The sequence below is a fragment of the Flavobacterium sp. B167r genome, assembly GCF_056824315.1.
The window spans coordinates 3204670-3228434 of sequence record NZ_CP124859.1; the positions used below are offsets into that span (position 1 = coordinate 3204670).

General features: G+C 33.4%; 21 protein-coding genes. 18 read left to right on the forward strand and 3 right to left on the reverse strand.

Features of this window, described 5'->3' with window-relative positions; translation table 11 throughout:
* The first annotated feature begins 41 nt into the window (after positions 1-41).
* The 10 genes from QLQ96_RS14380 (at position 42) to argH (ending at position 11031) form a co-directional block, all read left to right on the forward strand.
* Complete coding sequence (locus QLQ96_RS14380) at positions 42-1235, forward strand: argininosuccinate synthase (protein WP_482491299.1); 1194 nt, start codon at positions 42-44, stop codon at positions 1233-1235.
* Positions 1228-2205, forward strand: coding sequence for an N-acetyl-gamma-glutamyl-phosphate reductase (argC, locus tag QLQ96_RS14385; RefSeq protein WP_482491300.1), 978 nt, complete (start codon positions 1228-1230; stop codon positions 2203-2205). Before QLQ96_RS14380 ends, argC begins: the two co-directional genes overlap by 8 nt.
* A gap of 157 nt (positions 2206-2362) precedes the next feature.
* Positions 2363-3502, forward strand: a complete 1140-nt coding sequence (locus QLQ96_RS14390) for an aspartate aminotransferase family protein (protein ID WP_482491301.1) — start codon at positions 2363-2365, stop codon at positions 3500-3502.
* On the forward strand, positions 3502-3942 hold the full coding sequence (locus QLQ96_RS14395) for a hypothetical protein (RefSeq protein WP_482491302.1): 441 nt from the start codon (positions 3502-3504) through the stop codon (positions 3940-3942). The genes QLQ96_RS14390 and QLQ96_RS14395 overlap by 1 nt, the downstream gene beginning before the upstream one ends.
* Before the next feature lie 359 nt (positions 3943-4301).
* A complete protein-coding gene (locus QLQ96_RS14400; RefSeq protein WP_482491303.1) occupies positions 4302-5495 on the forward strand; it encodes a glutamate-5-semialdehyde dehydrogenase in 1194 nt (397 codons plus the stop codon).
* 94 nt (positions 5496-5589) lie between these two features.
* The gene (proB, locus tag QLQ96_RS14405; protein ID WP_482491304.1) at positions 5590-6351 is read left to right on the forward strand and encodes a glutamate 5-kinase; all 762 of its coding nucleotides are present in this window, start codon (positions 5590-5592) and stop codon (positions 6349-6351) included.
* A 76-nt stretch (positions 6352-6427) separates the two neighbouring features.
* Complete coding sequence (locus tag QLQ96_RS14410) at positions 6428-7381, forward strand: N-acetylornithine carbamoyltransferase (RefSeq protein WP_482491305.1); 954 nt, start codon at positions 6428-6430, stop codon at positions 7379-7381.
* 102 nt (positions 7382-7483) lie between these two features.
* Entirely contained in the window at positions 7484-8257 is a 774-nt protein-coding gene (gene argB / locus QLQ96_RS14415) for an acetylglutamate kinase (protein WP_482491306.1), read from the forward strand.
* Between the two features lie 285 nt (positions 8258-8542).
* Positions 8543-9613, forward strand: coding sequence for a M20 family metallo-hydrolase (locus tag QLQ96_RS14420; protein WP_482491307.1), 1071 nt, complete (start codon positions 8543-8545; stop codon positions 9611-9613).
* A 137-nt stretch (positions 9614-9750) separates the two neighbouring features.
* The gene (argH, locus tag QLQ96_RS14425) at positions 9751-11031 is read left to right on the forward strand and encodes an argininosuccinate lyase (RefSeq protein ID WP_207296660.1); all 1281 of its coding nucleotides are present in this window, start codon (positions 9751-9753) and stop codon (positions 11029-11031) included.
* Positions 11032-11114: 83 nt separating this feature from the next.
* Here the strand turns inward: argH and QLQ96_RS14430 are convergent, their stop codons facing one another.
* The gene (locus tag QLQ96_RS14430; protein ID WP_482491308.1) at positions 11115-12434 is read right to left on the reverse strand and encodes a T9SS type A sorting domain-containing protein; all 1320 of its coding nucleotides are present in this window, start codon (positions 12432-12434) and stop codon (positions 11115-11117) included.
* A gap of 257 nt (positions 12435-12691) precedes the next feature.
* Between QLQ96_RS14430 and QLQ96_RS14435 the strand changes: the two genes are divergently transcribed.
* Entirely contained in the window at positions 12692-13690 is a 999-nt protein-coding gene (locus QLQ96_RS14435) for a DUF2157 domain-containing protein (RefSeq protein WP_482491309.1), read from the forward strand.
* A complete protein-coding gene (locus tag QLQ96_RS14440; RefSeq protein ID WP_482491310.1) occupies positions 13687-14853 on the forward strand; it encodes a hypothetical protein in 1167 nt (388 codons plus the stop codon). The genes QLQ96_RS14435 and QLQ96_RS14440 overlap by 4 nt, the downstream gene beginning before the upstream one ends.
* 189 nt (positions 14854-15042) lie before the next feature.
* Here QLQ96_RS14440 and ytxJ read toward each other — a convergent pair whose 3' ends face one another.
* Entirely contained in the window at positions 15043-15432 is a 390-nt protein-coding gene (gene ytxJ, locus QLQ96_RS14445) for a bacillithiol system redox-active protein YtxJ (RefSeq protein WP_482491311.1), read from the reverse strand.
* A 202-nt stretch (positions 15433-15634) separates the two neighbouring features.
* On the opposite strand from ytxJ, the gene clpB reads away from it, so the two are divergent.
* The 6 genes from clpB (at position 15635) to QLQ96_RS14475 (ending at position 21912) form a co-directional block, all read left to right on the forward strand.
* Entirely contained in the window at positions 15635-18232 is a 2598-nt protein-coding gene (gene clpB, locus QLQ96_RS14450; protein ID WP_482491312.1) for an ATP-dependent chaperone ClpB, read from the forward strand.
* Positions 18233-18630: 398 nt separating this feature from the next.
* A complete protein-coding gene (locus QLQ96_RS14455; RefSeq protein ID WP_482491313.1) occupies positions 18631-19521 on the forward strand; it encodes a DUF808 domain-containing protein in 891 nt (296 codons plus the stop codon).
* Between the two features lie 303 nt (positions 19522-19824).
* Entirely contained in the window at positions 19825-20238 is a 414-nt protein-coding gene (locus QLQ96_RS14460) for a hypothetical protein (RefSeq protein WP_482491314.1), read from the forward strand.
* 152 nt (positions 20239-20390) lie between these two features.
* The gene (locus QLQ96_RS14465) at positions 20391-20636 is read left to right on the forward strand and encodes a hypothetical protein (RefSeq protein WP_482491315.1); all 246 of its coding nucleotides are present in this window, start codon (positions 20391-20393) and stop codon (positions 20634-20636) included.
* Complete coding sequence (locus QLQ96_RS14470) at positions 20636-20926, forward strand: type II toxin-antitoxin system RelE/ParE family toxin (protein ID WP_482491316.1); 291 nt, start codon at positions 20636-20638, stop codon at positions 20924-20926. The genes QLQ96_RS14465 and QLQ96_RS14470 overlap by 1 nt, the downstream gene beginning before the upstream one ends.
* Before the next feature lie 95 nt (positions 20927-21021).
* On the forward strand, positions 21022-21912 hold the full coding sequence (locus QLQ96_RS14475; protein WP_482491317.1) for a carbon-nitrogen hydrolase: 891 nt from the start codon (positions 21022-21024) through the stop codon (positions 21910-21912).
* Positions 21913-22031: 119 nt separating this feature from the next.
* On the opposite strand, the gene QLQ96_RS14480 is transcribed toward QLQ96_RS14475, so the two are convergent.
* Positions 22032-23291 carry an OmpA family protein gene (locus tag QLQ96_RS14480; RefSeq protein ID WP_482491318.1) on the reverse strand — a complete coding sequence of 420 codons (1260 nt, stop codon included), beginning with the start codon at positions 23289-23291 and terminating at the stop codon, positions 22032-22034.
* Positions 23292-23765 lie beyond the last annotated feature (474 nt).

Genomic DNA, 23765 nt, shown 5'->3' on the forward strand with positions numbered 1-23765 from the left:
CAAACTGCTACATACGAAAGTATTAGCCTAAATTATAAAAAATGAAAAAAGTAGTATTAGCTTATAGCGGAGGATTAGATACCTCGTATTGTTTGAAATATTTAAAAAATGAAAAAGGATACGAAGTTCACACTGTTCTTGTTGATACAGGAGGATTCGACGAAGAAGAATTATCAGCCATTGAAAAAAGAGCTTACGAGTTAGGAAGTGCACAACACGCAAACCTTTCGATCGTAGACAAATATTATGATAAAGCTATAAAATATTTGATCTTCGGAAATGTATTAAAAAACAATACTTATCCATTATCAGTAAGTGCAGAACGTGTTTTTCAAGCTATTGAAGCAATTAAATATGCTAAAAAAGTTGGAGCAAATGCAATTGCACACGGAAGTACTGGTGCAGGAAATGACCAAATTCGTTTCGATTTGATTTTCCAAACTATTGCTCCAGAAATCGAAATTATTACACCAATTAGAGATTTAAAACTTTCAAGACAAGAAGAAGTAGAATACCTTCAAAAAAATGGTGTAAGCTATTCTTGGGAAAAGGCACAATATTCTATCAATAAAGGACTTTGGGGAACAAGTGTTGGAGGTAAAGAAACTTTAACTTCAGGACAGCCGTTGCCAAGTGAAGCTTATCCTTCGCAATTGCAAAAAGAGGGTGAGGAAAAAGTAACGCTTCATTTTGAACAAGGAGAATTAGTTGCCTTAAATGGCAAAAAAGATGTTCCAGAAAAAAATATTGTAAAACTTGAAAAACTGGCAAATGCTTATGCAATTGGTAGAGATATTCACGTTGGGGATACTATTATCGGAATTAAAGGAAGAGTTGGTTTTGAAGCTGCTGCACCATTAATCATCATTAAAGCGCACCATTTATTAGAGAAACATACTTTAGGAAAATGGCAGCAATACTGGAAAGAGCAGTTAGGAAACTGGTACGGAATGTTATTTCACGAAGGTCAGTTTTTAGATCCTGTAATGAGAAACATCGAAACTTTCTTGCAAGACACTCAAAAAACAGTAAATGGAACGGTTACAGTTTCTTTAAAACCATATCATTTTTCGCTTGACGGAATCGAATCTAAAAATGATTTGATGAATACTGGTTTCGGTCAGTACGGCGAAATGAACAATGCTTGGACATCAGAAGATGCAAAAGGATTTATTAAGATTTTAGGAAACGCACAAAATATATTTTCATCAGTAAATCATTTAGAGCATGATTAATGTCGGAATTATTGGTGGTTCAGGCTATACAGCTGGAGAACTCATCAGAATATTAATGTATCACCCCAATGTAAACATCGATTTTGTTTACAGTACAACAAACGCTGGAAAACCGCTTTCTGTAGCGCACCACGATTTGATGGGCGATATTGAAATGAATTTCACAGCTGAAATCAATCCAAATGTGAATGTTGTTTTCTTGTGTTTAGGTCATGGAAAATCGATTTCATTTTTGAAAGAAAATCAGTTTGCAAGTCATACTAAAATCATTGATTTAGGGAACGATTTTAGATTGAATAAAGATGCTCATTTCGAAGGAAAAGATTTCGTTTACGGATTGCCTGAAATCAATAAAGCGGAAATTAAAAAAGCAAATTATATTGCTAATCCAGGTTGTTTTGCAACTGCTATTCAGTTGGCTTTATTGCCATTAGCAGAACACAATTTGTTGAATAATGATGTTCATATTAATGCAACAACAGGAAGCACAGGAGCAGGAGTAAGTCTTTCAGAAACTTCTCACTTCAGCTGGAGAAACAATAATTTTTCACATTACAAAGCTTTTGAACACCAGCATTTAGGTGAAATTTCAGAAAGTCTAGTGCAACTTCAGGATGATTTTGACAGTGAATTGCTTTTTATTCCAAACAGAGGAGATTTCCCAAGAGGAATTTTCGCAACGCTTTACACAGTATGTGATGACAGTTTGGAGCAATTGGTTGAAAAATACGAAGAGTTCTATAAAAATGAGCCTTTCGTAACGGTTACAACAACCAACATCAACATGAAACAAGTGGTTCAAACGAACAAATGTATCATTAGTTTATTGAAAAAAGGAAACCGGGTTTTAATAACATCAATTATAGATAACTTAACCAAAGGTGCTTCAGGACAAGCAATTCAAAACATGAATTTAATGTTCGGATTAGAAGAAACCACAGGTTTACATTTGAAACCAAGCGGATTTTAATTTTTTAGTTTCAAGTTTAAAGTTTCAGGTTTCACGTTTTATGCGTAATCTGAAATATGATAAAAGAAACATAAACTAGTTTCAAGTTTAAAGTTTCAAGTTGCGCGTTTTGCAGATAACTTGAAACATGAAACCTGAAACAAAATAAACAAAAAACATGAACTTATTCAACGTTTACCCATTATACGATATCACTCCAGTAAAAGCAATTGATTGTACAATCATCGATGACAAAGGAGTAGAATATTTAGATTTATACAGCGGACATGGTGTGATTTCTATCGGACACACACAGCCGGATTATGTAGTAAAACTTAAAAATCAATTAGATAATTTAGGTTTTTATTCGAATGCAATTCAAAATCCTTTGCAGGTTGAATTGGCGCAGAAATTAGGAAAGCTTTCAGGATTAGAAGATTATGAATTGTTTTTATGCAGTTCTGGTGCTGAAGCAAACGAAAATGCTTTAAAATTAGCTTCTTTCCATAACGGAAAATCAAGAGTTGTGGCATTTCATAATTCTTTCCACGGAAGAACTTCTGCTGCAGTTGCAGTTACAGATAATAAAAAGATTGTTGCGCCAATAAATGCTCAACAAGAAGTAACGTTTTTACCTTTAAACCAAATCGAATTGGTTGAAGCTGAATTAGCAAAAGGAGATGTTACAGCTGTAATTATCGAAGGAATTCAAGGAGTTGGAGGTTTAGATCAAGGAACAACCGAGTTTTTTCAAGCTTTAGAAAAAGCATGTAAAAAACACGATGTGGTTTTAATCTTAGATGAAGTACAATCAGGATACGGAAGAAGCGGGAAATTCTTCGCTTTCCAACATCACGGAATCAACGCTGATATTATTTCAGTTGCAAAAGGAATGGGGAATGGTTTTCCAGTTGGAGCGATTTTGATTTCTCCAAAATTCGAAGCAAGTTTCGGATTATTAGGAACTACTTTCGGCGGAAGCCACTTGTCTTGCGCAGCAGGAATTGCAGTTTTAGATGTAATTGAAAAGCTTGATTTACAAAAGAATGTAAATGAAGTTTACGAATATTTCTTAGAGAAAATCAAAGAAGTTGAGGGAATCAAACAAGTAAAAGGAAAAGGCTTAATGCTAGGCGTTGAGTTTGATTTTGATGTTGCAGCTTTAAGAAAGAAATTAATTATCGAAAAACACATTTTTACAGGAAGCGCGAACAATAAAAATCTATTGAGAATTTTACCGCCTTTAACTGTGAAAAAAGCAGATATCGATACGTTTGTAAAAGCTTTAAAAGAAAGTTTGGAGGAGCTTAAGAATTAATGAAGATTCTTAAAAATGTTTTAGGAGTTATATTGGTAATAAGTGTCTTATTGCCAATGTTTCTTTTCCTTAATCCATTTGCGTGGGGAATGAGAAGAGCTCCAGAATACATTCCATCTGAACAGCTTGAAAAAATTTTGGAAGGAATGAAAAATGAGATCAATCAATATGAAGATGGTGTAGTGATTGATACATATGATAATAAAGCGAAATTGTGGTATTTCAGAGATTGTGAAAATGAAGAGTTAGATTCCTTGGATAATTTTAAGATTGAAATTTCTGAAATACAAAATGATTCTTTTGTTAAAGCAAAAATTAAGAAGTACGCACCTTTGATTCAGAAAGAAATAGGCTGTAAATGTTACGATTCTTTGATTTTTACTTATAAAAAGAAAGAAAATGAATCTGAAAAATTTGTTTCTGAATTCAAAATTAAATAAAATGAAAAAGGATTTTTTAGTCTCAGAATCATTTCTTAAGTATCAATCAATTGGATACTTGTTTATAGTTTTATGGGCTGTTATAATTGCGAATTTCCAAAATCTTTTTGTTGTTTGGAAATACTTGGAACTAATGAATTTGATATTATTTTTTGTGTATTTTGTTATTGTATTAGCTTCTGTTATCATATTAGTAAATCAGATTTTGAAAATTTATTTTTCGTCAGACAATAGTATAAAGAGAAAAGTGTGGGTAGTTGCAAATATTTTATTCTATTACGGGGTTTTAATTGCAGATTTATATTTATCAACACAGATTAGATTTTAATACATCCAAAAACAACCAACCACAAGAAACTATGAAACCATTATCAATTGAAATACGCAATGCGGTTTTGCGGACTATGGCAAAGCTGGTCGAACAGGAGCGGAATCAGATAATCTTGACCAATCAGGAAGATTTGAGCGATTACGACGGTTCAGATTTAGCGATGGAAGAACGCCTGAAAGTAGATGATAAAAAAGTTGATGAAATGATTTTATCATTAAATCAGTTAGCTTCACAGGAAGATCCCATCGGCATTGAGCGTTTTCATTTTACGCATGATAATGGAATTAAAGTCATAAATAAAACCGCAGCTTTCGGAACTATTTTAATTATTTACGAATCTCGTCCAGATGTTACAATTGAAGCTGGCGGAATTGCTTTCAAATCCGGAAATAAGATTTTATTAAAAGGCGGAAAAGAATCCTTAAAATCAAATTTAAAGATTGTAAGTCTTTGGCATAAAGCTTTAGAGGAAAACGGAGTTTCAAAAGATTGGGTAGAATATCTGAATTATAACAGAACTGAAACCCAGACATTTTTAGAAAAACCAACTCAAAAAGTAGATTTGATTGTTCCAAGAGGAGGAGAAAAATTAATTGAGTTTGTAAAAGCGCACGCAACTTGCCCGGTAATTGTAAGCGGAAGAGGAAATAATTTTGTTTACGTTCATGAAGATGCTGATACTGATTTGGCTTTAAAAGTAATTTTAAACGCTAAAACGGCTAAAATTTCGGCTTGTAATGCAGTTGATAAAGTTATAATTGATTCTAAATTACCTAATTTTGAAGGGTTTACGGCAATGCTGATCGAAGCTTTAGACGAATCAAATGTTGAAATTATTGTCGATAAATCTTTAGAAAATTTTGAAGGAACAAAAATGCTTCAAAATGAAGATATTTGGTACGAAGAATTTTTAGATTACAAAATCGTAATCGGAACAATTGATTCTCAGGAAAATGCAATTGAAATGATTAATCAATATTGCGGAGGACATTCGGCAGTAATTATTACAAAAGATAATGATGCGGCACAACAATTTATGGAATCGATAGATGCAGCAGCGGTTTACCAAAATGCATCAACGAGATTCACAGACGGCGGACAATTTGGCTTAGGCGGAGAATTAGCAATAAGCACTGATAAACTGCATCAAAGAGGACCAATTGGTTTACAGCATTTGGTAACCAATAAATGGTATGTGTACGGAGAAGGACAAATTCGATAATTGAGATAATTTGTCAATTAGATAATTAGAAAATTTTTACTTTGAGAAAAAGACTTAGAATCTTAATATCTCAGAACCTTAGCATCTTATTAAAATGACTAAAAAGAGAATTTTATTAAAAATAGGAAGTAATACTTTAACCAAAGAAACTAATCATATTTCGCGGGGAAAGATTGAAGATCTTGGTATTCAGATTGCGGCTTTAAACGACGAATATGAATTTATTATCGTAAGTTCTGGAGCAATTGCTGCGGCAAAGCAATTTGTAAAGCTGGATAATCAAGATAAAGATGTTTTTGTAAAACAGGCTTTAGCATCTATCGGACAGCCTCATTTAATGCGGATTTACAATGAAAATTTTAAGGATTTAGGATTAAATACTTCGCAGTGTTTGCTTTCTTATTCTGATTTTGAAAAAGAGCAGACCAAAAAGAATATTGTAAATACGATTAATGTATTGGTTAAAAACAATTACATTCCGATCATCAATGAAAATGATACTGTGGCGACAGATGAGATTCGGTTTGGAGATAATGATAAACTAGCGGCTTTAACAGCGGTTCTTTTAAATGTTGATATTCTGATAATTGCAACTAATACAAACGGCATTTATACGAAAGAAACCTTTCAAAATGAAGTTCCAGAAACAATTAAATTGGTAAATGATTTAAAATCACTCGAAAAAGAAATTGGAGATTCAAAATCATCACACGGAACAGGAGGGATGCAATCGAAAATTGAAGCGGCCGCAATTTCAAAAGCAGCCAACATAGAAACTTGGATTGTAAATGGATTAAATGATAATTTTATTTTAAAAGCATTAAAAGACGAAATTCCATTTACAAAAATAATATAATGAGGCAATTAGAAAATTAGATAATGTCAGAATTGTCTAATCATCGAATTATCACATTATCTAATTAATTAAAAATATGAACTATATCTCAATAAAAGAAATCAACTCATTATCAAAATGGGTAAACCAAGCGATCAAAATCAAAAAGAATCCGCTTAAAAATCAAAGTTTAGGAAAAAACAAAACTTTAGGAATGCTATTTTTCAATCCGAGTTTAAGAACGCGTTTGAGTACTCAAAAAGCAGCTATGAACTTAGGAATGAACGTTATGGTAATGAATTTTACTAACGAAGGATGGACTCTTGAATTTGAAGACGGAGCGGTAATGAATTCTGGTGCTTCAGAGCACATTAAAGAAGCAGCAGAAGTAGTTTCACAGTATTGTGATATTATTGCAATTCGTGCTTTTGCAGGTTTAGTTGATAAAGAAAAAGATTATGCGGAAACTGTAATTTCTGGATTCCAGAAATATGCTACAGTGCCAATCGTAAACATGGAAAGTGCTGTGCGTCACCCATTACAATCTTTAGCAGATGCGATTACAATGGAAGAATTCAAACCTAGACATAAAGACAAACAAAAAGTAGTGCTTTCTTGGGCACCACATCCAAAAGCGTTACCGCAGGCAGTTGCTAATTCATTTGTAGAAATGATGCAAATGCAAAAAGATATGGATTTTGTAATCACACATCCAGAAGGTTATGAACTTAGCCCAGAAATTACAAAAGACTGCGTAATTGAATACGATCAAGATAAAGCTTTCGAAAACGCTGATTTCGTTTACGTAAAAAACTGGAGTAATTTTAATGATTATGGAAAAGTAACGAACAGTGATCCAAATTGGACTGTTACAGCTGAAAAAATGGCATTAACGAATAACGGAAAATTCATGCACTGTCTCCCAGTTCGTCGCAATGTAATTGTGACTGATGAAGTTTTAGATGGAGAAAATTCAATTGTAATTGAACAGGCAAATAATAGAACATATTCTGCGCAATTGGTGTTGCAGAAGATTTTGAAAAAATTGTAAATTTAAGTTACAAAGTAACAAAGTGACAAAGGAACAGAGGTTTAATAACCTTGAGTAAAGCCTTTGTTCCTTTGTCACTTTGTTACTTTGAACCTAATAAATATGCAAGTCTCAGTAATCAAAATTGGTGGAAACATCATTGACAATCCAGCAGAATTAGAACAATTTTTAACTGATTTTTCTAAAATCGAAGGACATAAAGTTTTAGTTCACGGTGGTGGAAAATCGGCTACGAAAATGGCGCAGAGTATTGGTTTGGTTCCGCAAATGATTGACGGACGTCGAATTACAGACGCTCCAATGTTAGATGTTGTGGTAATGATTTATGCAGGTCAGATCAACAAACATATTGTGGCACATTTGCAGGCGAAAGACAACAATGCAGTTGGTTTTTCTGGAGCTGACGGAAATTTAATTCAGTCAACAAAAAGAAACCACCCAACAATTGATTACGGATTTGTAGGCGATGTAAAGCAAGTGAACACTAAATTATTGGCAACTTTATTAGAAGCTGGAATTGTTCCTGTTTTTTGCGCAATCACGCACGATAAAAACGGTCAATTATTAAACACAAACGCTGATACTATCGCAAGTGAATTGTCAATCGCATTGTCTGAAGTTTTTGATGTTACGCTGACGTACTGTTTTGAAAAACAAGGTGTTTTGATGGATTCAGAAGACGATTCATCTGTAATTACAGAAATCAACGAAGTATTATATAATAAACTAAAAGAAGAAAAAGTAATCCATTCTGGAATGATTCCGAAATTGGATAACTGTTTCAATAGTTTATCAAGAGGTGTGCAGAAAATCAAAATTGGGCATCACAAAATGCTTCAAAATTCAGATATTTTGCATACAACGATTACGTTATAAAATATGTCGCCACGAATTTGCTTCGCCTGTTCGCTGTCGCTCGGGTCAAAAATTGACACTAATTCGTCTGTTAAAAATAGAAAATAATTTTAGCTACAGATTAAAAAGATTATTTTGATTTTAAATCTGTGACAAAAAAGTAATTTGCGAAAATTCGCGTAATTGGTGGCAAAAAAATAGAGTGCACAAGGTATTTTAAATAAATTTGCGCAAGTAAAAATGGTCATTGGAAAGCACTTAAAAACTTTGTTGCTTTGTCCCTTTGAGCCTTTGAACCTTAATAAAATGAAAAATATAGATACGCTTACCCAGGAAGCAATTAGTTTATTAAAAAGCCTTATTGAAACGCCTTCATTTTCAAGCGAAGAAGATCAAACGGCTCTTTTAATAGAAAATTGGTTCAATCAGAATGAGATTCCTTTCAAAAGAGAAAACAACAATGTGTGGGCTTTCAACAAATATTTCGACGAAAACAAACCAACACTTTTATTAAACTCACATCACGATACCGTAAGGCCAAATCAGGCTTACACCAACGATCCATTTAAAGCGATTGAAAAAGACGGCAAATTATTCGGTTTAGGAAGTAATGATGCTGGAGGATGTTTAGTTTCGCTTTTGGCGACATTTGTGCATTTTTACGAAAATCAAAATTTATCACATAATTTGGTGATTGTGGCTTCCGCCGAAGAAGAAAGCAGCGGAAAAAATGGTTTAAACAGCGTTTTAAAACATTTACCAGAATTAGATTGCGCAATTGTTGGAGAACCAACTTTAATGCAATTAGCTGTGGCTGAGAAAGGTTTGTTGGTTTTAGACGTAAAAGTAAAAGGAACAGCAAGTCACGCCGCGCATCAAAACGATGATAACGCTTTATATAAATCAATTCCGGTAATGGAATGGTTTAAAAACTATAAATTCGACAAAATCTCAGAGGTTTTAGGTCCGGTTAAAATGACCGTGACGCAGATTAATGCAGGGAAACAACATAATGTAGTTCCATCAGAATGTGATTTGGTTGTCGATATTCGTGTAACCGATTGCTATTCAAATGCTGAAATTTTAGAAGTAGTAAAGGCAAATGTAAACGCTGAAGTTACGCCAAGATCAATGCACTTAAATGCTTCATCTATTCCACACGAACATGGTTTAGTACAAGCTGGAATTGCTTTAGGAAGAACAACTTATGGCTCTCCAACACTTTCAGATCAGTCCGTTTTAAGCTGTCAGTCTTTAAAACTTGGGCCAGGAGAAACATTACGTTCGCATTCAGCAGACGAATTTATTTTTGTAAACGAAATTGTAGAAGGAGTCGATTTGTATATTAAAATACTAACTGATTTCTTTAAATTATAAGAAAAAAAAACCGCGACGAATTCACGAATTATTTTTTTACTATCTAGACGAAATATTAATTCGAATTAATTCGAAAAAAATAATCGCAAAGATTATCAAAAATAATTCGTGAATTCGTGGCGAAAAAAAATAGAACTATGAAACTTTGGGAAAAAGGAATACCAACAGATAAACAAATCGAACAATTTACAGTTGGAAACGACCGTGAATTAGATTTGGTTTTAGCAAAATACGATGCTTTAGGTTCAATTGCGCACGCCAAAATGTTGGGACAAATTGGTTTGTTGACTTCAGAAGAAACAACTTCTTTGGTTGATGCTTTGAACGAAATTATCGCTGATATCGTAGTTGGAAATTTCGAAATCGAAGACAGTTTTGAAGATGTTCACTCTAAAATCGAATATTTGTTAACGGTAAAATTGGGCGATGCAGGAAAGAAAATCCACACAGCGCGTTCTCGTAACGATCAGGTTTTAGTAGATGTTCATTTGTATTTAAAAGACGAATTAAAAGCTATAAAAGAACAGGTAAAAACACTTTTTGATTTGTTGATGGAATCAGCAGAAAAACATCAAAATGTATTGTTGCCAGGTTATACGCATTTGCAAATCGCAATGCCATCGTCATTCGGAATGTGGTTTTCTGCTTACGCGGAAAGTTTGATTGATGACATTACAATGTTGAATGCCGCTTCAAAAATTGTAGATCAGAATCCGTTGGGTTCTGCTGCTGGATATGGAAGTTCATTTCCAATCAACAGAACATTTACAACACAGGAATTAGGTTTCGAAACTTTGAAATACAATGCCGTTGCAGCGCAAATGAGCCGTGGAAAGGCAGAAAAAACTGTTGCTTTTGCGATGACAAGCGTTGCGGGAACATTGTCAAAATTCGCAATGGACGTTTGTTTGTATATGAGTCAGAACTTCGATTTTATTGGTCTTCCGGCGCATCTTACAACAGGTTCAAGTATTATGCCGCACAAGAAAAATCCAGATGTTTTCGAATTAATCAGAGGAAAATGCAACAAGATTCAGGCACTTCCTTACGAAATCACTTTAATTACAAATAACCTTCCAAGTGGTTATCACAGAGATTTACAGCTTTTAAAAGAAGGTTTGTTTCCAGCGATTCAAAACTTAAAAGCTTGTTTGGATATTGCTATTTTTTCAATTAAAGACATCACCGTAAAAGATCATATTTTAGAAGATAAAAAGTATGATTATTTGTTTACAGTTGATACTTTAAATGAAATGGTGGTTGCAGGAATGCCGTTTAGAGATGCTTACAAAGCCGTTGCTGAACAATTAGAAGCAGGAACGTATAAATCTCCAAAAGAAACCAAACATACGCACGAGGGAAGTATCAATAATTTATGCCTAGATGCAATTAAAGATAAAATGAAAGCTGCTTTCTAATCTCTTGTGAGATGTGAAATGTAAATTGTAGAAGATAAAAAAAGGTCATTGAAAAAATCAATGACCTTTTTTATGGAGTAAATTTAGTTTTTTACGAGTTTGAAAGTTTTGCTTCGGTTTTCGATTTGAACTTTACAGATGTAAATGCCTTTCGCAAGATTTCCAACATTTAATTCTAGTTTTTCATCTGGAGTAATATTTTTGGAATTCGAATATACTTTTGATCCATTTGAAGAAAATAAATCTACTTCAGCTAAACCATTATCCGAACTTGAAAAATCAATATTTAAAAGACGATTAATAACTGATGGATAGTATTTTAATTCTAGATTATTCTTGACATTGTCGTTTAATCCTAAATTAGTGCAACTTGTAGAAATAGTGCCTTGAGCTGTAACTTGTAGCGTTGCTCCAGCACCACAATTTGGGTTCGAAACAAAGCCCGCAACATTTGGAATTGCAAGAACGCTGTAAATATAAGAAGGTTTTGTTACTGTAGTTCCTGAGTTTGCTGGTGCATTTAAACAATCTGTAAAAGTAATTCCGATTTTTCCGCCATCTGTGCTTACGTAGCTTTTAAAAGCAGTCCCAATGTTAGCAAAATTAGTTCCTTCAACATAGCAAGTTGTATTGTAATTTCCTCCGCCTAAACCAATGGCTAGCGAACCAGAAACAGAAGTGTTATAATAGCAGTTTAAAATATGAAGTTCAGCATTTCTAGCTCTTGGCATTCTTTCTTTGCAACCTTCTGCCCAATAGCAATTTTTGAAAGTGATACTGTAGTGACCATCAGAAGGAGCATCGGTTTTAGAAGAACCAACTAAATCAGAAAAGCGATGATCATCGGCTCCGCCAGAACCTCCAGCTTTTGGTGCTTTTAAATAAGTAAATTTGCACCAAGAAACTGTTACGTTATCTGCAGCGCCTTTATTGTCAAAATTGCCATCCATTCCGTCTTGGAATTCACAATGATCAACCCAAATATTTGTTGCTTCAGAAGTTAGATTATCGCGTCCGTCAACATCATACGCTCCGGGTCCTTCAAAAATTAAGTTTCTGATAATAATATTGTTAGACCCTGGTTTTAAACTTAAAATTCCTGAACCTGCTGCAGTTTGATCTAGATTCACCAATCGCGCTCCTGGAAGACCAATAATTGTTTTGTCGTTGACTTGTAGGCTTGTATACGTACAATTTATGATTCCTGAAACTAAGATAACTTGCGGAGTTGTCAATTTTAATTTAGCAGTTAAATCTGAAAGGGTGGTTACAGTTACAGGAGCTGTATTTCCGCCTCCAGTAGCTGAAGCTCCAAATCCTTCTGGAGCAGTCAAAAAGTAATTTTGTGCAAATAGAAAGGAGCAAGGCAGAAGCAATGCCAATAAAATAAGTTTTGTTTTCATTTAAAATGTGGTTTTTTGTGGTTTGAATAGTTAATGTAATCGATTGCACAAATGTAAAAGAATAAAAATAATTACAAATTAATTTAGCAAATTTTTATCCATAAAGTTTTGGTTTAATGAATTTTAAATGTTGGTTTTATACTAATTTTAGCAAGGGTTAATTGAGATGTTTTTTATGAAGTTTGAAGGTTTTAATTGTGAAAAGGAGAAAATTCATGCTAAATACATATATTTGATTTACCAGTTTATAAAATAAAATGAAAAAATTTAACGAACAATCTAGTCTCAATCTATTTGAAAAAGGTTTAATTACTGAAAATCAGTTTGATGAAGTTAAAACGTATCGAAGCTTAAATATTTTTTCGCTAAACGCGGAATTAAAGCTTTTTCTTTATCTCTCAGTGCTATTATTTACGTCTGGAATCGGAATTTTGATTTACGAAAATATCGATTCAATAGGGCATATTGCGATACTATCATTGCTTTTGATTGTGATTGCGGTTTGCTTTTTTTATTGTTTTAAACACTCTAAAGGTTTTCAGAAAGAAGAAACCACTTTTGAGCATCCTGTTTTGGAATATCTTGTTTTAGCAGGAAATATTCTGACTTGTATTTTTATTGGATATCTTCAGTTTCAATATAAACCTTTTGGAGAACATTATGGATTGGCAACTTTAGTTCCGACAATTGTGAGTTTCTTTTGTGCGTATTATTTTGATAACAGAAGTGTTTTAACAATTGCAATTACTGGTTTAGCAGCGTACATCGGACTTTCGGTTACACCCCAAGATTTGTTAAGTAATAACGATTTTTATGCTAGTCAGAATCTGAGTTATTCGGCCGTTGTTCTTGGTGCATTGTTGGTTTTATGGGTAATTTACAGCCGTAAAATTTCTCTAAAAACACATTTTGGACTGATTTTTCTAACTTTTGCATTGCACATTGCCAGTATTGCTTCAATTGCAAATATGACTAGCTATGATGTAATTACTTGGATACCGTTTACTTTGATTTTAGTGGGCTCAACTTATTATTTTCATAAAGCAAGTTACGATTACAAAGCAATGTCGCTTTACGTATTTATGATTGTTTATGGTTATATCGGCGCTAATATATTCTTGGTTAAAATTTTTGAAAACTTTAATTTCTCAGATATTTGGGAATTATTCGTTTTCTTATTGCCTGCATATTTCATTGGTTCAATTGTAATTTTTATTAAACTAATTAAAAACTTCCATAAAGTAATTTCAGAATGATAGCGTACGATAAAAAAATGTTAGACAATGAAGCTTTAATTGACGAAGCAGGCACATTGTACAAAGGAGGTTTTATTAGTAAAGAACAAAAAAAGTTTATTGAGAAAGAATTGCCAGATTTAAAAAGCCAAAGCAATATTTTGGTTAGAATCGGATTCTTTTTGCTGGGCTCTTTTTTGTTCGGTTCCATTTGCGGAGCAATTTCCTTGTTAGGATTAAGTAGCGAGAGCATATTTTTTGAAATCTGCTGTTATATTTTTGCCGTAGTCGGATTTGTTGGAGTAGAATTTTTAGCCTCACAAGATTTCCGCAATCACGGACTCGATGATGCTTTTATCTTAGGAACACTTTTGAATGTTGGATTTGCCATTGGAATTACAACAGAAGGCTACGAAATGGTCATTGCTGCATTTGTTTCAATTGCCTCATTATTTATCTTTTTAAGGTATTTGCATGTTTTGTCAATGCTCGTTTTTTGCCTTTCAACAAGCGCTTTTTTGTTTTACGGAATGTTTGAATTCGGAGATATCGGAAAAGCCATTCTGCCATTTACAGCGATCATTTTTGCTGGAATCTTTTACTTTTTCACGAAGAAGCTAATCAATAATTTAAAGAAAAGTTACTATTATAATGGATTACTGTTGGCGAATAGTTTTTGTTTGATTTTATTTTATCTTTCTTGTAATTATTTGGTTGTTAGAGAGCTTTCTGCAGAACTTTTAGGAGTAGAAGTAAAACCAGGAACAGATATTCCGTTTGCTTTTTTCTTTTATGCATTTACTTTTATAGTTCCAGTAGGTTATTTAGTTTATGCTTTAAAAACAAAAGACAGATTAATGCTTTGGATTAGTTTTTTAGCTATCGGATTTTCAATTTATACCATTCGATTCTATCATTCCGTTTTGCCTTTAGAAGTCGCGCTTACGCTTGGCGGAGTAGTTTTATTTGCAATTGCTTTTTTTTCAATTAAAAAATTAAAAGAAAAAGAAAGCGGTTTAACCTTCAAACCAGATAGAATCAATCATTCAGATACACTTTTAAATGCAGAAGCTTTGGTTGTAGCTTCAACTTTCGGAATGAAGCCAGAAGTAAAACCACAAGCTTCTCCAATGGATTTTGGAGGTGGAGGTTTCAGTGGAGGAGGCTCTGATGGAAGCTTTTAAGTTTAATTATGAGTTATGAGTTATGAATTATAAATTATGAGTTATGAGTTGATTTGAATTCAAATAAATAAAAAGAAAAAGCCTGAAATTATACACATGTAATTTCAGGCTTTCTAGGTTTTAAATTTCGTTGTAATTTAAATTGAGTAATTAACTAATAATTTATAATTCATAACTCATAATTCAAAATTAGATTTTGCTTTTCAACGCTTCAGCATCAATATCACTGTGTGAAACATCATAAATGGCTTTTCCGTTTTTGATTAAAATCAATTGAGGAGATTCGTGATAAACTCCAAATTTGCTTGCAATTTCGTTCGAAATATCTCTGTGTGCTATCAAGTCTAAAAAGTACGCATCTACAACATTCTCAAGATCATAATCTCTTTCAAATTGTTTTAAAGCCATACGGCTAATGCTGCATCTTGTGCTGTGTTTAAAAATAACAACTGGTTTTTCATTAGAAATAGCTTCGATTTCTATTAATTGAAGGATATCTGTTAATTCTGTCCAGTTTACTTTACTTTTTGGAGCTTCTGAGTTCTCTGAACTTCCGAAGATTGAATTAAAAAAACTCATATTTGACTTGTTTTATGACTTTTTGACGTGTTAAAATTGGAAAACCTGATTTTAACCGTCATTTTGTCTGTTTTTTCACTATGGAATATAATTTGTCTATTTCAATGCAAAGTTAAATTATTTGGGTCAAAAAATTGCCTCAATAAACCGTAACTTTAATCTTATAAAATTAAACAGTTAAATAAATCAAAATCATAAAAAAATGAATATAAATAAGTTTACTATTAAATCGCAAGAAGCCATTCAGTTGTCGCAGCAATTAGCACAGCGCAATGGCCAACAGCAAATTGAAAATGAACACATTTTCAAAGCTATTTTTGAAGTTGATGAAAACGTAGCACCGTTTATTTTGAAAAAATTAAATGTAAACGTACCATTGTTTTTGCAAATTTTAGATAGTACAATTCAGAGTTTTCCAAAAGTTTCAGGTGGCGAAATTATGCTTTCAAGAGATGCAAATAAAACTTTGAACGAAGCAGAAATTATTGCACACAAAATGAACGACGAATATGTTTCGATCGAGCATTTAATCTTAGCCATTTTTGACTCGAAAAGCCGAGTTTCTCAGATTTTAAAAGATCAAGGCGTAACAGGAAAAGGTCTTAAAGCGGCGATTGAAGAATTACGCAAAGGCGAAAGAGTAACTTCGGCTTCAGCTGAAGAAACTTATAATTCGTTGAATAAATACGCTAAAAATCTAAACGAATTAGCACGTACAGGAAAACTAGATCCGGTTATTGGCCGTGATGAAGAAATTCGTCGTGTATTGCAAATCTTAACTCGTAGAACCAAAAACAACCCAATGCTTATTGGTGAACCTGGAGTTGGTAAAACGGCTATCGCAGAAGGTTTAGCACATAGAATTGTTGACGGTGACGTTCCAGAAAACTTAAAAGAGAAGATCGTTTTCTCATTAGATATGGGAGCTTTGATCGCTGGAGCGAAATACAAAGGAGAATTTGAGGAACGTTTAAAATCGGTTGTAAAAGAAGTTACAGCTGCAGAAGGTGATATTGTTTTGTTTATCGATGAGATTCATACGCTTGTAGGAGCGGGTGGAGGTGAAGGTGCAATGGACGCGGCCAACATCTTGAAACCAGCTTTGGCTCGTGGAGAATTGAGAGCAATTGGTGCTACAACTTTAGATGAATATCAAAAATATTTTGAAAAAGACAAAGCACTTGAAAGACGTTTCCAAAAAATTCTGATTGATGAGCCAGACACCGAAAGTGCGATTTCTATTCTTCGCGGAATCAAAGAAAAATATGAAACGCATCATAAAGTTCAGATTAAAGACGAAGCCATTATTGCTGCAGTTGAGCTTTCGCAAAGATATATCACCAATCGTTTTTTGCCAGATAAAGCGATCGACTTAATGGACGAAGCGGCTTCTAAATTGCGTATGGAAATCAATTCAAAACCTGAAGAATTAGATGTTTTGGATCGTAAAATCATGCAGTTGGAAATTGAGATAGAAGCCATTAAACGTGAAAAAGAAGAAAGCAAGCTTAAAATTTTAGGTATGGAATTGGCCAATCTGAAAGAAGAGCGCAACGAAATCTTCGCAAAATGGAAATCTGAAAAAGATATTGTTGACGGAATTCAGGCTGTAAAACATGAAATCGAAGACTTCAAATACGAAGCAGAACGTGCAGAACGTGAAGGCGATTACGGAAAAGTAGCCGAAATTCGTTACGGAAAAATAAAAGAAGCACAGGAACGTCAGGAAAATTTGCAAAAACAATTACAAGAATTCCAATCTGGAAATTCTTTAATTAAAGAAGAAGTTACCAGAGAAGATATTGCAGAAGTTGTAGCAAAATGGACAGGAATTCCGGTTACAAAAATGCTTCAAACAGAAAGAGAAAAACTATTGCATTTGGAAGACGAATTGCACAAACGTGTTGTAGGTCAGGAGGAAGCGATAGAAGCAGTGAGTGATGCAGTTCGTAGAAGCCGTGCCGGTTTGCAGGATATGAAAAAACCTGTTGGAACATTTTTATTCTTAGGAACAACTGGAGTTGGTAAAACCGAATTAGCGAAAGCGCTAGCAGAATATCTTTTTGATGATGAAAATGCAATGACACGTATCGATATGAGCGAATACCAAGAACGCCACAGTGTGAGCCGTTTAGTGGGAGCGCCTCCAGGATATGTAGGTTACGATGAAGGTGGGCAATTGACTGAAGCGGTTCGTAGAAAACCTTATTCTGTGATTTTGTTGGACGAGATAGAAAAAGCGCATCCTGATACTTTCAATATTTTATTGCAAGTTTTGGACGAAGGGCGTTTAACGGACAACAAAGGTCGTTTGGCTGATTTCAAAAACACGATCATTATCATGACGTCTAATATGGGAAGCCAGATTATTCAGGAGAAATTCGAAAATCTGAAAGGCGGAGTGGAAGCAGCTACAGAAGCAGCTAAAAACGAAGTTTTAGGATTATTGAAACAAACTGTTCGTCCAGAGTTTATCAACCGTATAGACGAAATCGTAATGTTTACGCCGCTTACAATAGATAATATTTCGAGAATCGTAGGCTTGCAATTAAAAGGCGTTACCAAAATGCTAGCACAGCAAGGCATTACAATGGATGCAACTCCAGAAGCGATTGCTTACTTGTCAGACAAAGGATATGATCCTCAATTTGGAGCAAGACCTGTAAAACGTGTCGTACAAAGAGAAGTTTTAAATCAATTGTCAAAAGAAATTCTGGCAGGAAACATAACAACAGACAGCATCATTTTATTAGATGCTTTCGATGGCAAGTTGGTTTTTAGAAACCAGACAGCTAATTAATTTTTTTTTCATTTTGTTAATCTTAAAAAGCATCAGTTTTTAACTGGTGCTTTTTTTTTTTGCCCAAAATTCTGAAACTTTTTTTTTAATTCATATAACAAAATATTCTCAAAAAAGAATCAATTTTAAATTTATAAAAATCAGCAAATTATTAATTAAAATTTAAAATCATGAACAATATATTTAGAGGATTACTGGCAGGATATGGCGCAAAAAAATTAGGTGGAGGCTGTTTTGGGACAATTATAGTTTTTATCATTTTGTGGGTTCTTTTAGGTCAATGCAGCTAAGAGCGACATTACAGAAAATTACGAATAAAAAACACAAATTTTGATACGATATTATTGGGCAGATTAAGGCAAAATGTCTAGATTCGCATCACTAAAAAAAATAAAAAAATGGGTTCAGGTTTTTTCGCTCTATTAGACGATATCGCAGCAATTATGGATGATGTTGCAGTAATGAGTAAAGTTGCTGCAAAAAAAACAGCCGGAATCTTGGGCGACGATTTAGCGGTAAATGCCGAAAAAGCTTCAGGATTTGCTTCATCAAGAGAGTTGCCTGTTTTGTGGGCAATCAGTAAAGGTTCGTTATTAAACAAAATAATTATTCTTCCAATCGCATTTTTGCTAAGTGCATTTTTGCCAGTTGCTATAATCGTAATCCTTGTTCTAGGCGGACTTTTCCTAGCTTATGAAGGAGCCGAAAAAATTTATGAATATATTTTCCCTCATAAACACGATCACCCGGAAGGAATTACCGATGAAGTGTTTACTGAAGAGCAAATATTAGAAATGGAAAAAGGAAAAATAAAATCAGCGATCATAACCGATTTTATTTTATCTGTAGAAATAGTAATTATAGCATTAGGAACTGTAATTGAAGAACCACTGACACAACAGATAATAGTAACTTCTATAATCGCGTTGGTTGCAACAATTGGAGTTTACGGAATTGTAGCGCTTATTGTGAGAATGGACGAAGCAGGCTATAAACTTATAAAATTTAGCAAGAATGAAAATAGCCCGTCAAGATTTATCGGAAATTTGTTAGTAAAAGCACTTCCGTTGGTAATCAAAGGCTTAACTGTAATTGGAACCATCGCTTTGCTTTTAGTTGCAGGAGGAATTTTTGTGCATTACATTCCATTTTTTCATCATTATGTGCCTCAAATAAACCTTCCGTCAATTATCAAAGAATTTGTAATTGGATTAGTTTTAGGGGTTATCGTTTTGATAATTGTAAATCTTTTCAAAAAAATATTCAAAAAGAAAGAAAAGGCAGTTTAATTTTTGCTTTTAAAATATGAAGAACACCAGTCGAAAGATTGGTGTTTTTTTTTGTAGCAAAAGCAAACATTTTCAGTTCAAGTTTAATCCCGCTATCCACTTTATCTTTTGTGGTGAACCCCACCACAAAAGGATGCCGTTTCTATCGGGGCTAAGGCTGAAAGTTTTGTTTTTATAAGAAACATTGGCCGATACGGAGCTTTCTTATAGTTTTTTTTACGCCAGCTTTAAATTATTTTGCATTATTTCAAGCAACCTTTGTAATTTAGCGCCATCTACATAATAGAACTTAATTAAACTTATATGAAAATTTTTAGAATACAATCAGTTTTGGCAGTGCTTTTTTTAGCTGTTTCTTTAGTAGCATGCAGTAGCGACGATAACAGTAAAGAAACGACTAAAACCATTTCAAGAGCAGCAAATGTTACTGCTATTACAGGATCTCCTACAGGAAAAGTTGGAGTTGATGTTAATTTTGAAATATCTTTTATAGTTGATAACGCTTGTGGAGAATTTGACAGAATTAGCGACATCTCAATTGGTAAAGACAACGGATTTCAGATAGAGGCAAAATACCCTACAGAAACTTGTGGTAATCAAACGCCAACTGCGTTGCACACCGTTTATACATTTTCACCACAGTCAAAAGGAACTTTCGAAATTAGATTCAAAAAATCAGAAACTGAATTCTTGGTTAAAAAAATAGTTATCGAATAATTGTTTTACGATAGTATAATCTAAACCATTTTACAGCGATTTTAAATCAAATGTAAAATGGTTTTTTATTTATTTTTTTCGGATTTAAAAAAAGATAAACTAAAAACTCAAAATTAAAATTGATTATCTTTGAATAATAAAAGAATAGGAATATGGGAGCTTTAGAGTTAAGAGATAGTATTTTGGAATATATAAATACTGCAGATGAACGTCTTTTAAAAGTGGTTAAGGCAGTTATTGAAAGTTATCAAGAAGAAGAAATTGTAGCTTTTTCAGTTGACGGAAAACCAATTACAAGATCTGAATACAAATCTGGATTGGCAAATTCTGAAATTGAAATTAAAAATGGGAAAGTGGTAACACAGAAAGATTTAGAAAAAGAATCTGAAGATTGGTAGTGGGAAAAGTAGTTGAAATAATCTGGACACTTTCTGCCCAAAATCAATTAAAAACAATTTTTAATTATTATAAAGAAAAGTCTCTAGACGGAGCTAAAAATGTTAAAAACGATATTTTTACAGCGGTTAAAAGTATTGTTTTTACGGAGCAATATCAAAAAGATGATATTGAACCTGAATATCGAAAAATTCTAGTCAGAAAATTTAAAATATTATACAGAGAAGAGAACGACGTTATTTACATTGTAAAAATATTTTCAATGAATCGTAATCCTTACAGTCAATTATAAAGAGCTTTTGAGCTCTTTTTTTGTATCATAGAGATAAGAATCAAACTTTGCCATTCCTTTAAAATTTATTACTTTTGCACTCTAAATTTTATGTCATGGCGAAAAGAAAATATAAAATATCGGTTATTCAGTTAAATCTGAATGATGTTGCCGAAAATAATCTTAAAAAATGTATCAGTTGGGTAAGAGATGCTGCAAGTCAAGGTGCTGAGGTAATCTTACTTCCTGAATTATATAGCAGTCATTATTTTTGTCAAAGTGAAGATGTAGACAATTTTGCATTAGCAGAACCACTTTACAGCACTTCATTTATTGCATTCAGCGAATTGGCAAAAGAATTAGGAGTAGTAATTATTGTTCCCTTCTTCGAAAAAAGAATGGCTGGAATCTATCATAATAGTGCTTACATAATTGATGCTGATGGAACTGAGGCTGGTTTATACCGTAAAATGCATATTCCAGACGATCCGCATTTCTATGAGAAATTCTATTTCACGCCAGGTGATTTAGGTTTCCAAGCAATCGAAACTAAAAAAGGAACTGTTGGAACTTTAATCTGTTGGGATCAATGGTATCCAGAAGCAGCGCGTATCACGGCTCTTAAAGGTGCTGAGGTTTTGTTTTACCCAACAGCAATTGGATGGCATCCTAAAGAAAAAGAGCAATACGGAGAAAACCAATATGGCGCTTGGATGAATGTTATGAAAGGTCACGCTGTAGCAAATGGTGTTTTCGTAGCAGCAGCTAACCGAATTGGTTTAGAAAAATATCTTGAAGGAACAGAAGGAATTCAGTTCTGGGGAGCTTCTTTTATCGCTGGGCCACAAGGAGAAATTTTAGCTCAAGCTTCTCACGATAAAGAAGAAATCTTAATTGCTGAGGTTGATTTAGATTTACAAGAAAATGTTCGTCAAAACTGGCCATTCTTCAGAGACAGAAGAATTGATGCTTTTGGAGATATTACAAAAAGAGCAATTGATAAATAATTAGATTTATCTGAAATATAGAAAAAGGACAAAATTCACATTTTGTCCTTTTTTGTTTTTAAGCTAAATAAAAAGGCGGTTTCAGATTCTGAAACCGCCTTTTTTCAATTTATATTAGATTACTTCACTTGGAAAGTAACTCTTCTCACGATCTGACGTGCCTCTTTAGAATTTTTGTTAACAGAAGTATCTTCTCCGTTAGCAATTACATTCAATCTTGATGCATCAATTCCTGCATTTACTGCTACTTTTTTAACAGCCTCAGCTCTTTTTCTAGATAATTCAGTGTTGTAGTCTGAGTTACCGATTTCATCAGAATAACCAATGATGTCTGCCGATTTTCCAGGGTTGTTTTTCAAATATTTCACTAAGAAATCTACGCCTGATAAAGATGCGTTTGTTGGTTTAGACGAATTGAAGTCGAAGTAAACGTTTACATAACCACCATTGATTAACTCTTCAACAGTATTGTTTGTAGCTGTTCCAGCGCCTTTCTTTTCGTAATTTTTATCTAAATAGCTTTCTAACTCATCTGGCACACCATTTTGATTATTATCAATAGATTGACCTTTTGTGTTAACTGCAACACCTGCAATAGAATTTGGTTCTAAATCGTATAAATCAGCAACTCCGTCTTTGTCTGAATCGATAAGACCAGTTTCGATTAAATCCACTCTTTTTTCCAATTCACCAATTCTATCTTCTTCACCAACCCAGTCAGCATGTTTTTCATTTTTACCAAGGTAAAATGTTAAACCTACAGAAGCATTAAGTAAAACACCATCAAATGAACCTGTTGTTGTGTTACCCATTCCATCGAAGTTCCAGTTTTGTCTTCCGTTTACAATTCCGGTAAGATCTCCAGTAAGTGCCACTCTATTGCTTAATTTGATTTGTCCAGTTAAACCGGCAATTCCGTGAGCCATATAATCTTGTCCTCCAAATCCTGTTTCAGTACTAATTTGTGAAACTCCAAAACCTCCATGCGCCAAAAGACCAATTGTGTTTGTCCAAGTTTCAAAGTTTAAAGCACGTCCAACGTTAACAACCCCTTGTAAACTTGCTCTAACATAACGGCTTTCAAAATCTGGAGTGTCTTTTTTCTCTTTAAATTGATCGTAACCAACGTCTAATTTCACCCCAAATTTTGGATTAAACATATATCTTACACCTAAATCTCCGTGAAAAAAGTTTGCAGATTCTGTAGTATAACCTGGAGTCATTGTTCTAGTTGGTTTGTTAACCCCGCCATTTAGTTCGATCGACCATTTGTTGTATTCTTGATCTACGTTAGGTTTGGTAGAAGTGGTAGCCATATTTTGAGCGCCTGCAGCAAATGATAATAATAATAAGGATACTGATACTAATTTCTTTTTCATGATATCAAAAATTAAATTGTTTTTATTTTAAACTCATGAGCAAAATTAGAGGTCGAATTCTAGAATGTGTTGTATATATGCTTACATAATTCCCATCTTTTGGCTAATAATTGTGTAAATACGTTAAAATAAGTACAATAGAAAGCATAAAAAAAGGACAAAATTTACATTTTGCCCTTTTGCTTTCCTGAAAAAGTATTAATTATTTTAAATCTGGCTGATAAATTTTAACAGATCCGTCTCCTTCGCTGCTTACTACCAACAAGCTTCTTTTTGTTGGGCTTTTGAGGATTGATAAATTTTTCATGTGTTAGTTTTAGTTTTCGCAAAAGTAATTCTGAGCTCTGTGTTAAATATTAAGGCTGTATTATTTAATCTTTAACTTAATTTTTACAGGATATTTTTTGTGAAATTGTATATGATTTTCACTCGTTTGTTTTAAAATCCTAACGAATGCTTATCTTTGCATTTTCT

What these genes read in the sequence shown, in the direction of transcription:
- proB (WP_482491304.1), top strand. Translation starts at nt 5,590, where the DNA reads ATGACTAAAAAGAGAATTTTATTAAAAATAGGAAGTAATACTTTAACC.
- QLQ96_RS14400 (WP_482491303.1), top strand. Translation starts at nt 4,302, where the DNA reads ATGAAACCATTATCAATTGAAATACGCAATGCGGTTTTGCGGACTATG.
- QLQ96_RS14465 (WP_482491315.1), top strand. Translation starts at nt 20,391, where the DNA reads ATGGGAGCTTTAGAGTTAAGAGATAGTATTTTGGAATATATAAATACT.
- QLQ96_RS14435 (WP_482491309.1), top strand. Translation starts at nt 12,692, where the DNA reads ATGAAAAAATTTAACGAACAATCTAGTCTCAATCTATTTGAAAAAGGT.
- QLQ96_RS14475 (WP_482491317.1), top strand. Translation starts at nt 21,022, where the DNA reads ATGGCGAAAAGAAAATATAAAATATCGGTTATTCAGTTAAATCTGAAT.
- QLQ96_RS14480 (WP_482491318.1), bottom strand. Translation starts at nt 23,291, where the DNA reads ATGAAAAAGAAATTAGTATCAGTATCCTTATTATTATTATCATTTGCT.
- QLQ96_RS14440 (WP_482491310.1), top strand. Translation starts at nt 13,687, where the DNA reads ATGATAGCGTACGATAAAAAAATGTTAGACAATGAAGCTTTAATTGAC.
- ytxJ (WP_482491311.1), bottom strand. Translation starts at nt 15,432, where the DNA reads ATGAGTTTTTTTAATTCAATCTTCGGAAGTTCAGAGAACTCAGAAGCT.
- argB (WP_482491306.1), top strand. Translation starts at nt 7,484, where the DNA reads ATGCAAGTCTCAGTAATCAAAATTGGTGGAAACATCATTGACAATCCA.
- QLQ96_RS14390 (WP_482491301.1), top strand. Translation starts at nt 2,363, where the DNA reads ATGAACTTATTCAACGTTTACCCATTATACGATATCACTCCAGTAAAA.
- QLQ96_RS14395 (WP_482491302.1), top strand. Translation starts at nt 3,502, where the DNA reads ATGAAGATTCTTAAAAATGTTTTAGGAGTTATATTGGTAATAAGTGTC.
- argH (WP_207296660.1), top strand. Translation starts at nt 9,751, where the DNA reads ATGAAACTTTGGGAAAAAGGAATACCAACAGATAAACAAATCGAACAA.
- QLQ96_RS14430 (WP_482491308.1), bottom strand. Translation starts at nt 12,434, where the DNA reads ATGAAAACAAAACTTATTTTATTGGCATTGCTTCTGCCTTGCTCCTTT.
- QLQ96_RS14410 (WP_482491305.1), top strand. Translation starts at nt 6,428, where the DNA reads ATGAACTATATCTCAATAAAAGAAATCAACTCATTATCAAAATGGGTA.
- QLQ96_RS14460 (WP_482491314.1), top strand. Translation starts at nt 19,825, where the DNA reads ATGAAAATTTTTAGAATACAATCAGTTTTGGCAGTGCTTTTTTTAGCT.
- QLQ96_RS14455 (WP_482491313.1), top strand. Translation starts at nt 18,631, where the DNA reads ATGGGTTCAGGTTTTTTCGCTCTATTAGACGATATCGCAGCAATTATG.
- QLQ96_RS14420 (WP_482491307.1), top strand. Translation starts at nt 8,543, where the DNA reads ATGAAAAATATAGATACGCTTACCCAGGAAGCAATTAGTTTATTAAAA.
- QLQ96_RS14380 (WP_482491299.1), top strand. Translation starts at nt 42, where the DNA reads ATGAAAAAAGTAGTATTAGCTTATAGCGGAGGATTAGATACCTCGTAT.
- argC (WP_482491300.1), top strand. Translation starts at nt 1,228, where the DNA reads ATGATTAATGTCGGAATTATTGGTGGTTCAGGCTATACAGCTGGAGAA.
- clpB (WP_482491312.1), top strand. Translation starts at nt 15,635, where the DNA reads ATGAATATAAATAAGTTTACTATTAAATCGCAAGAAGCCATTCAGTTG.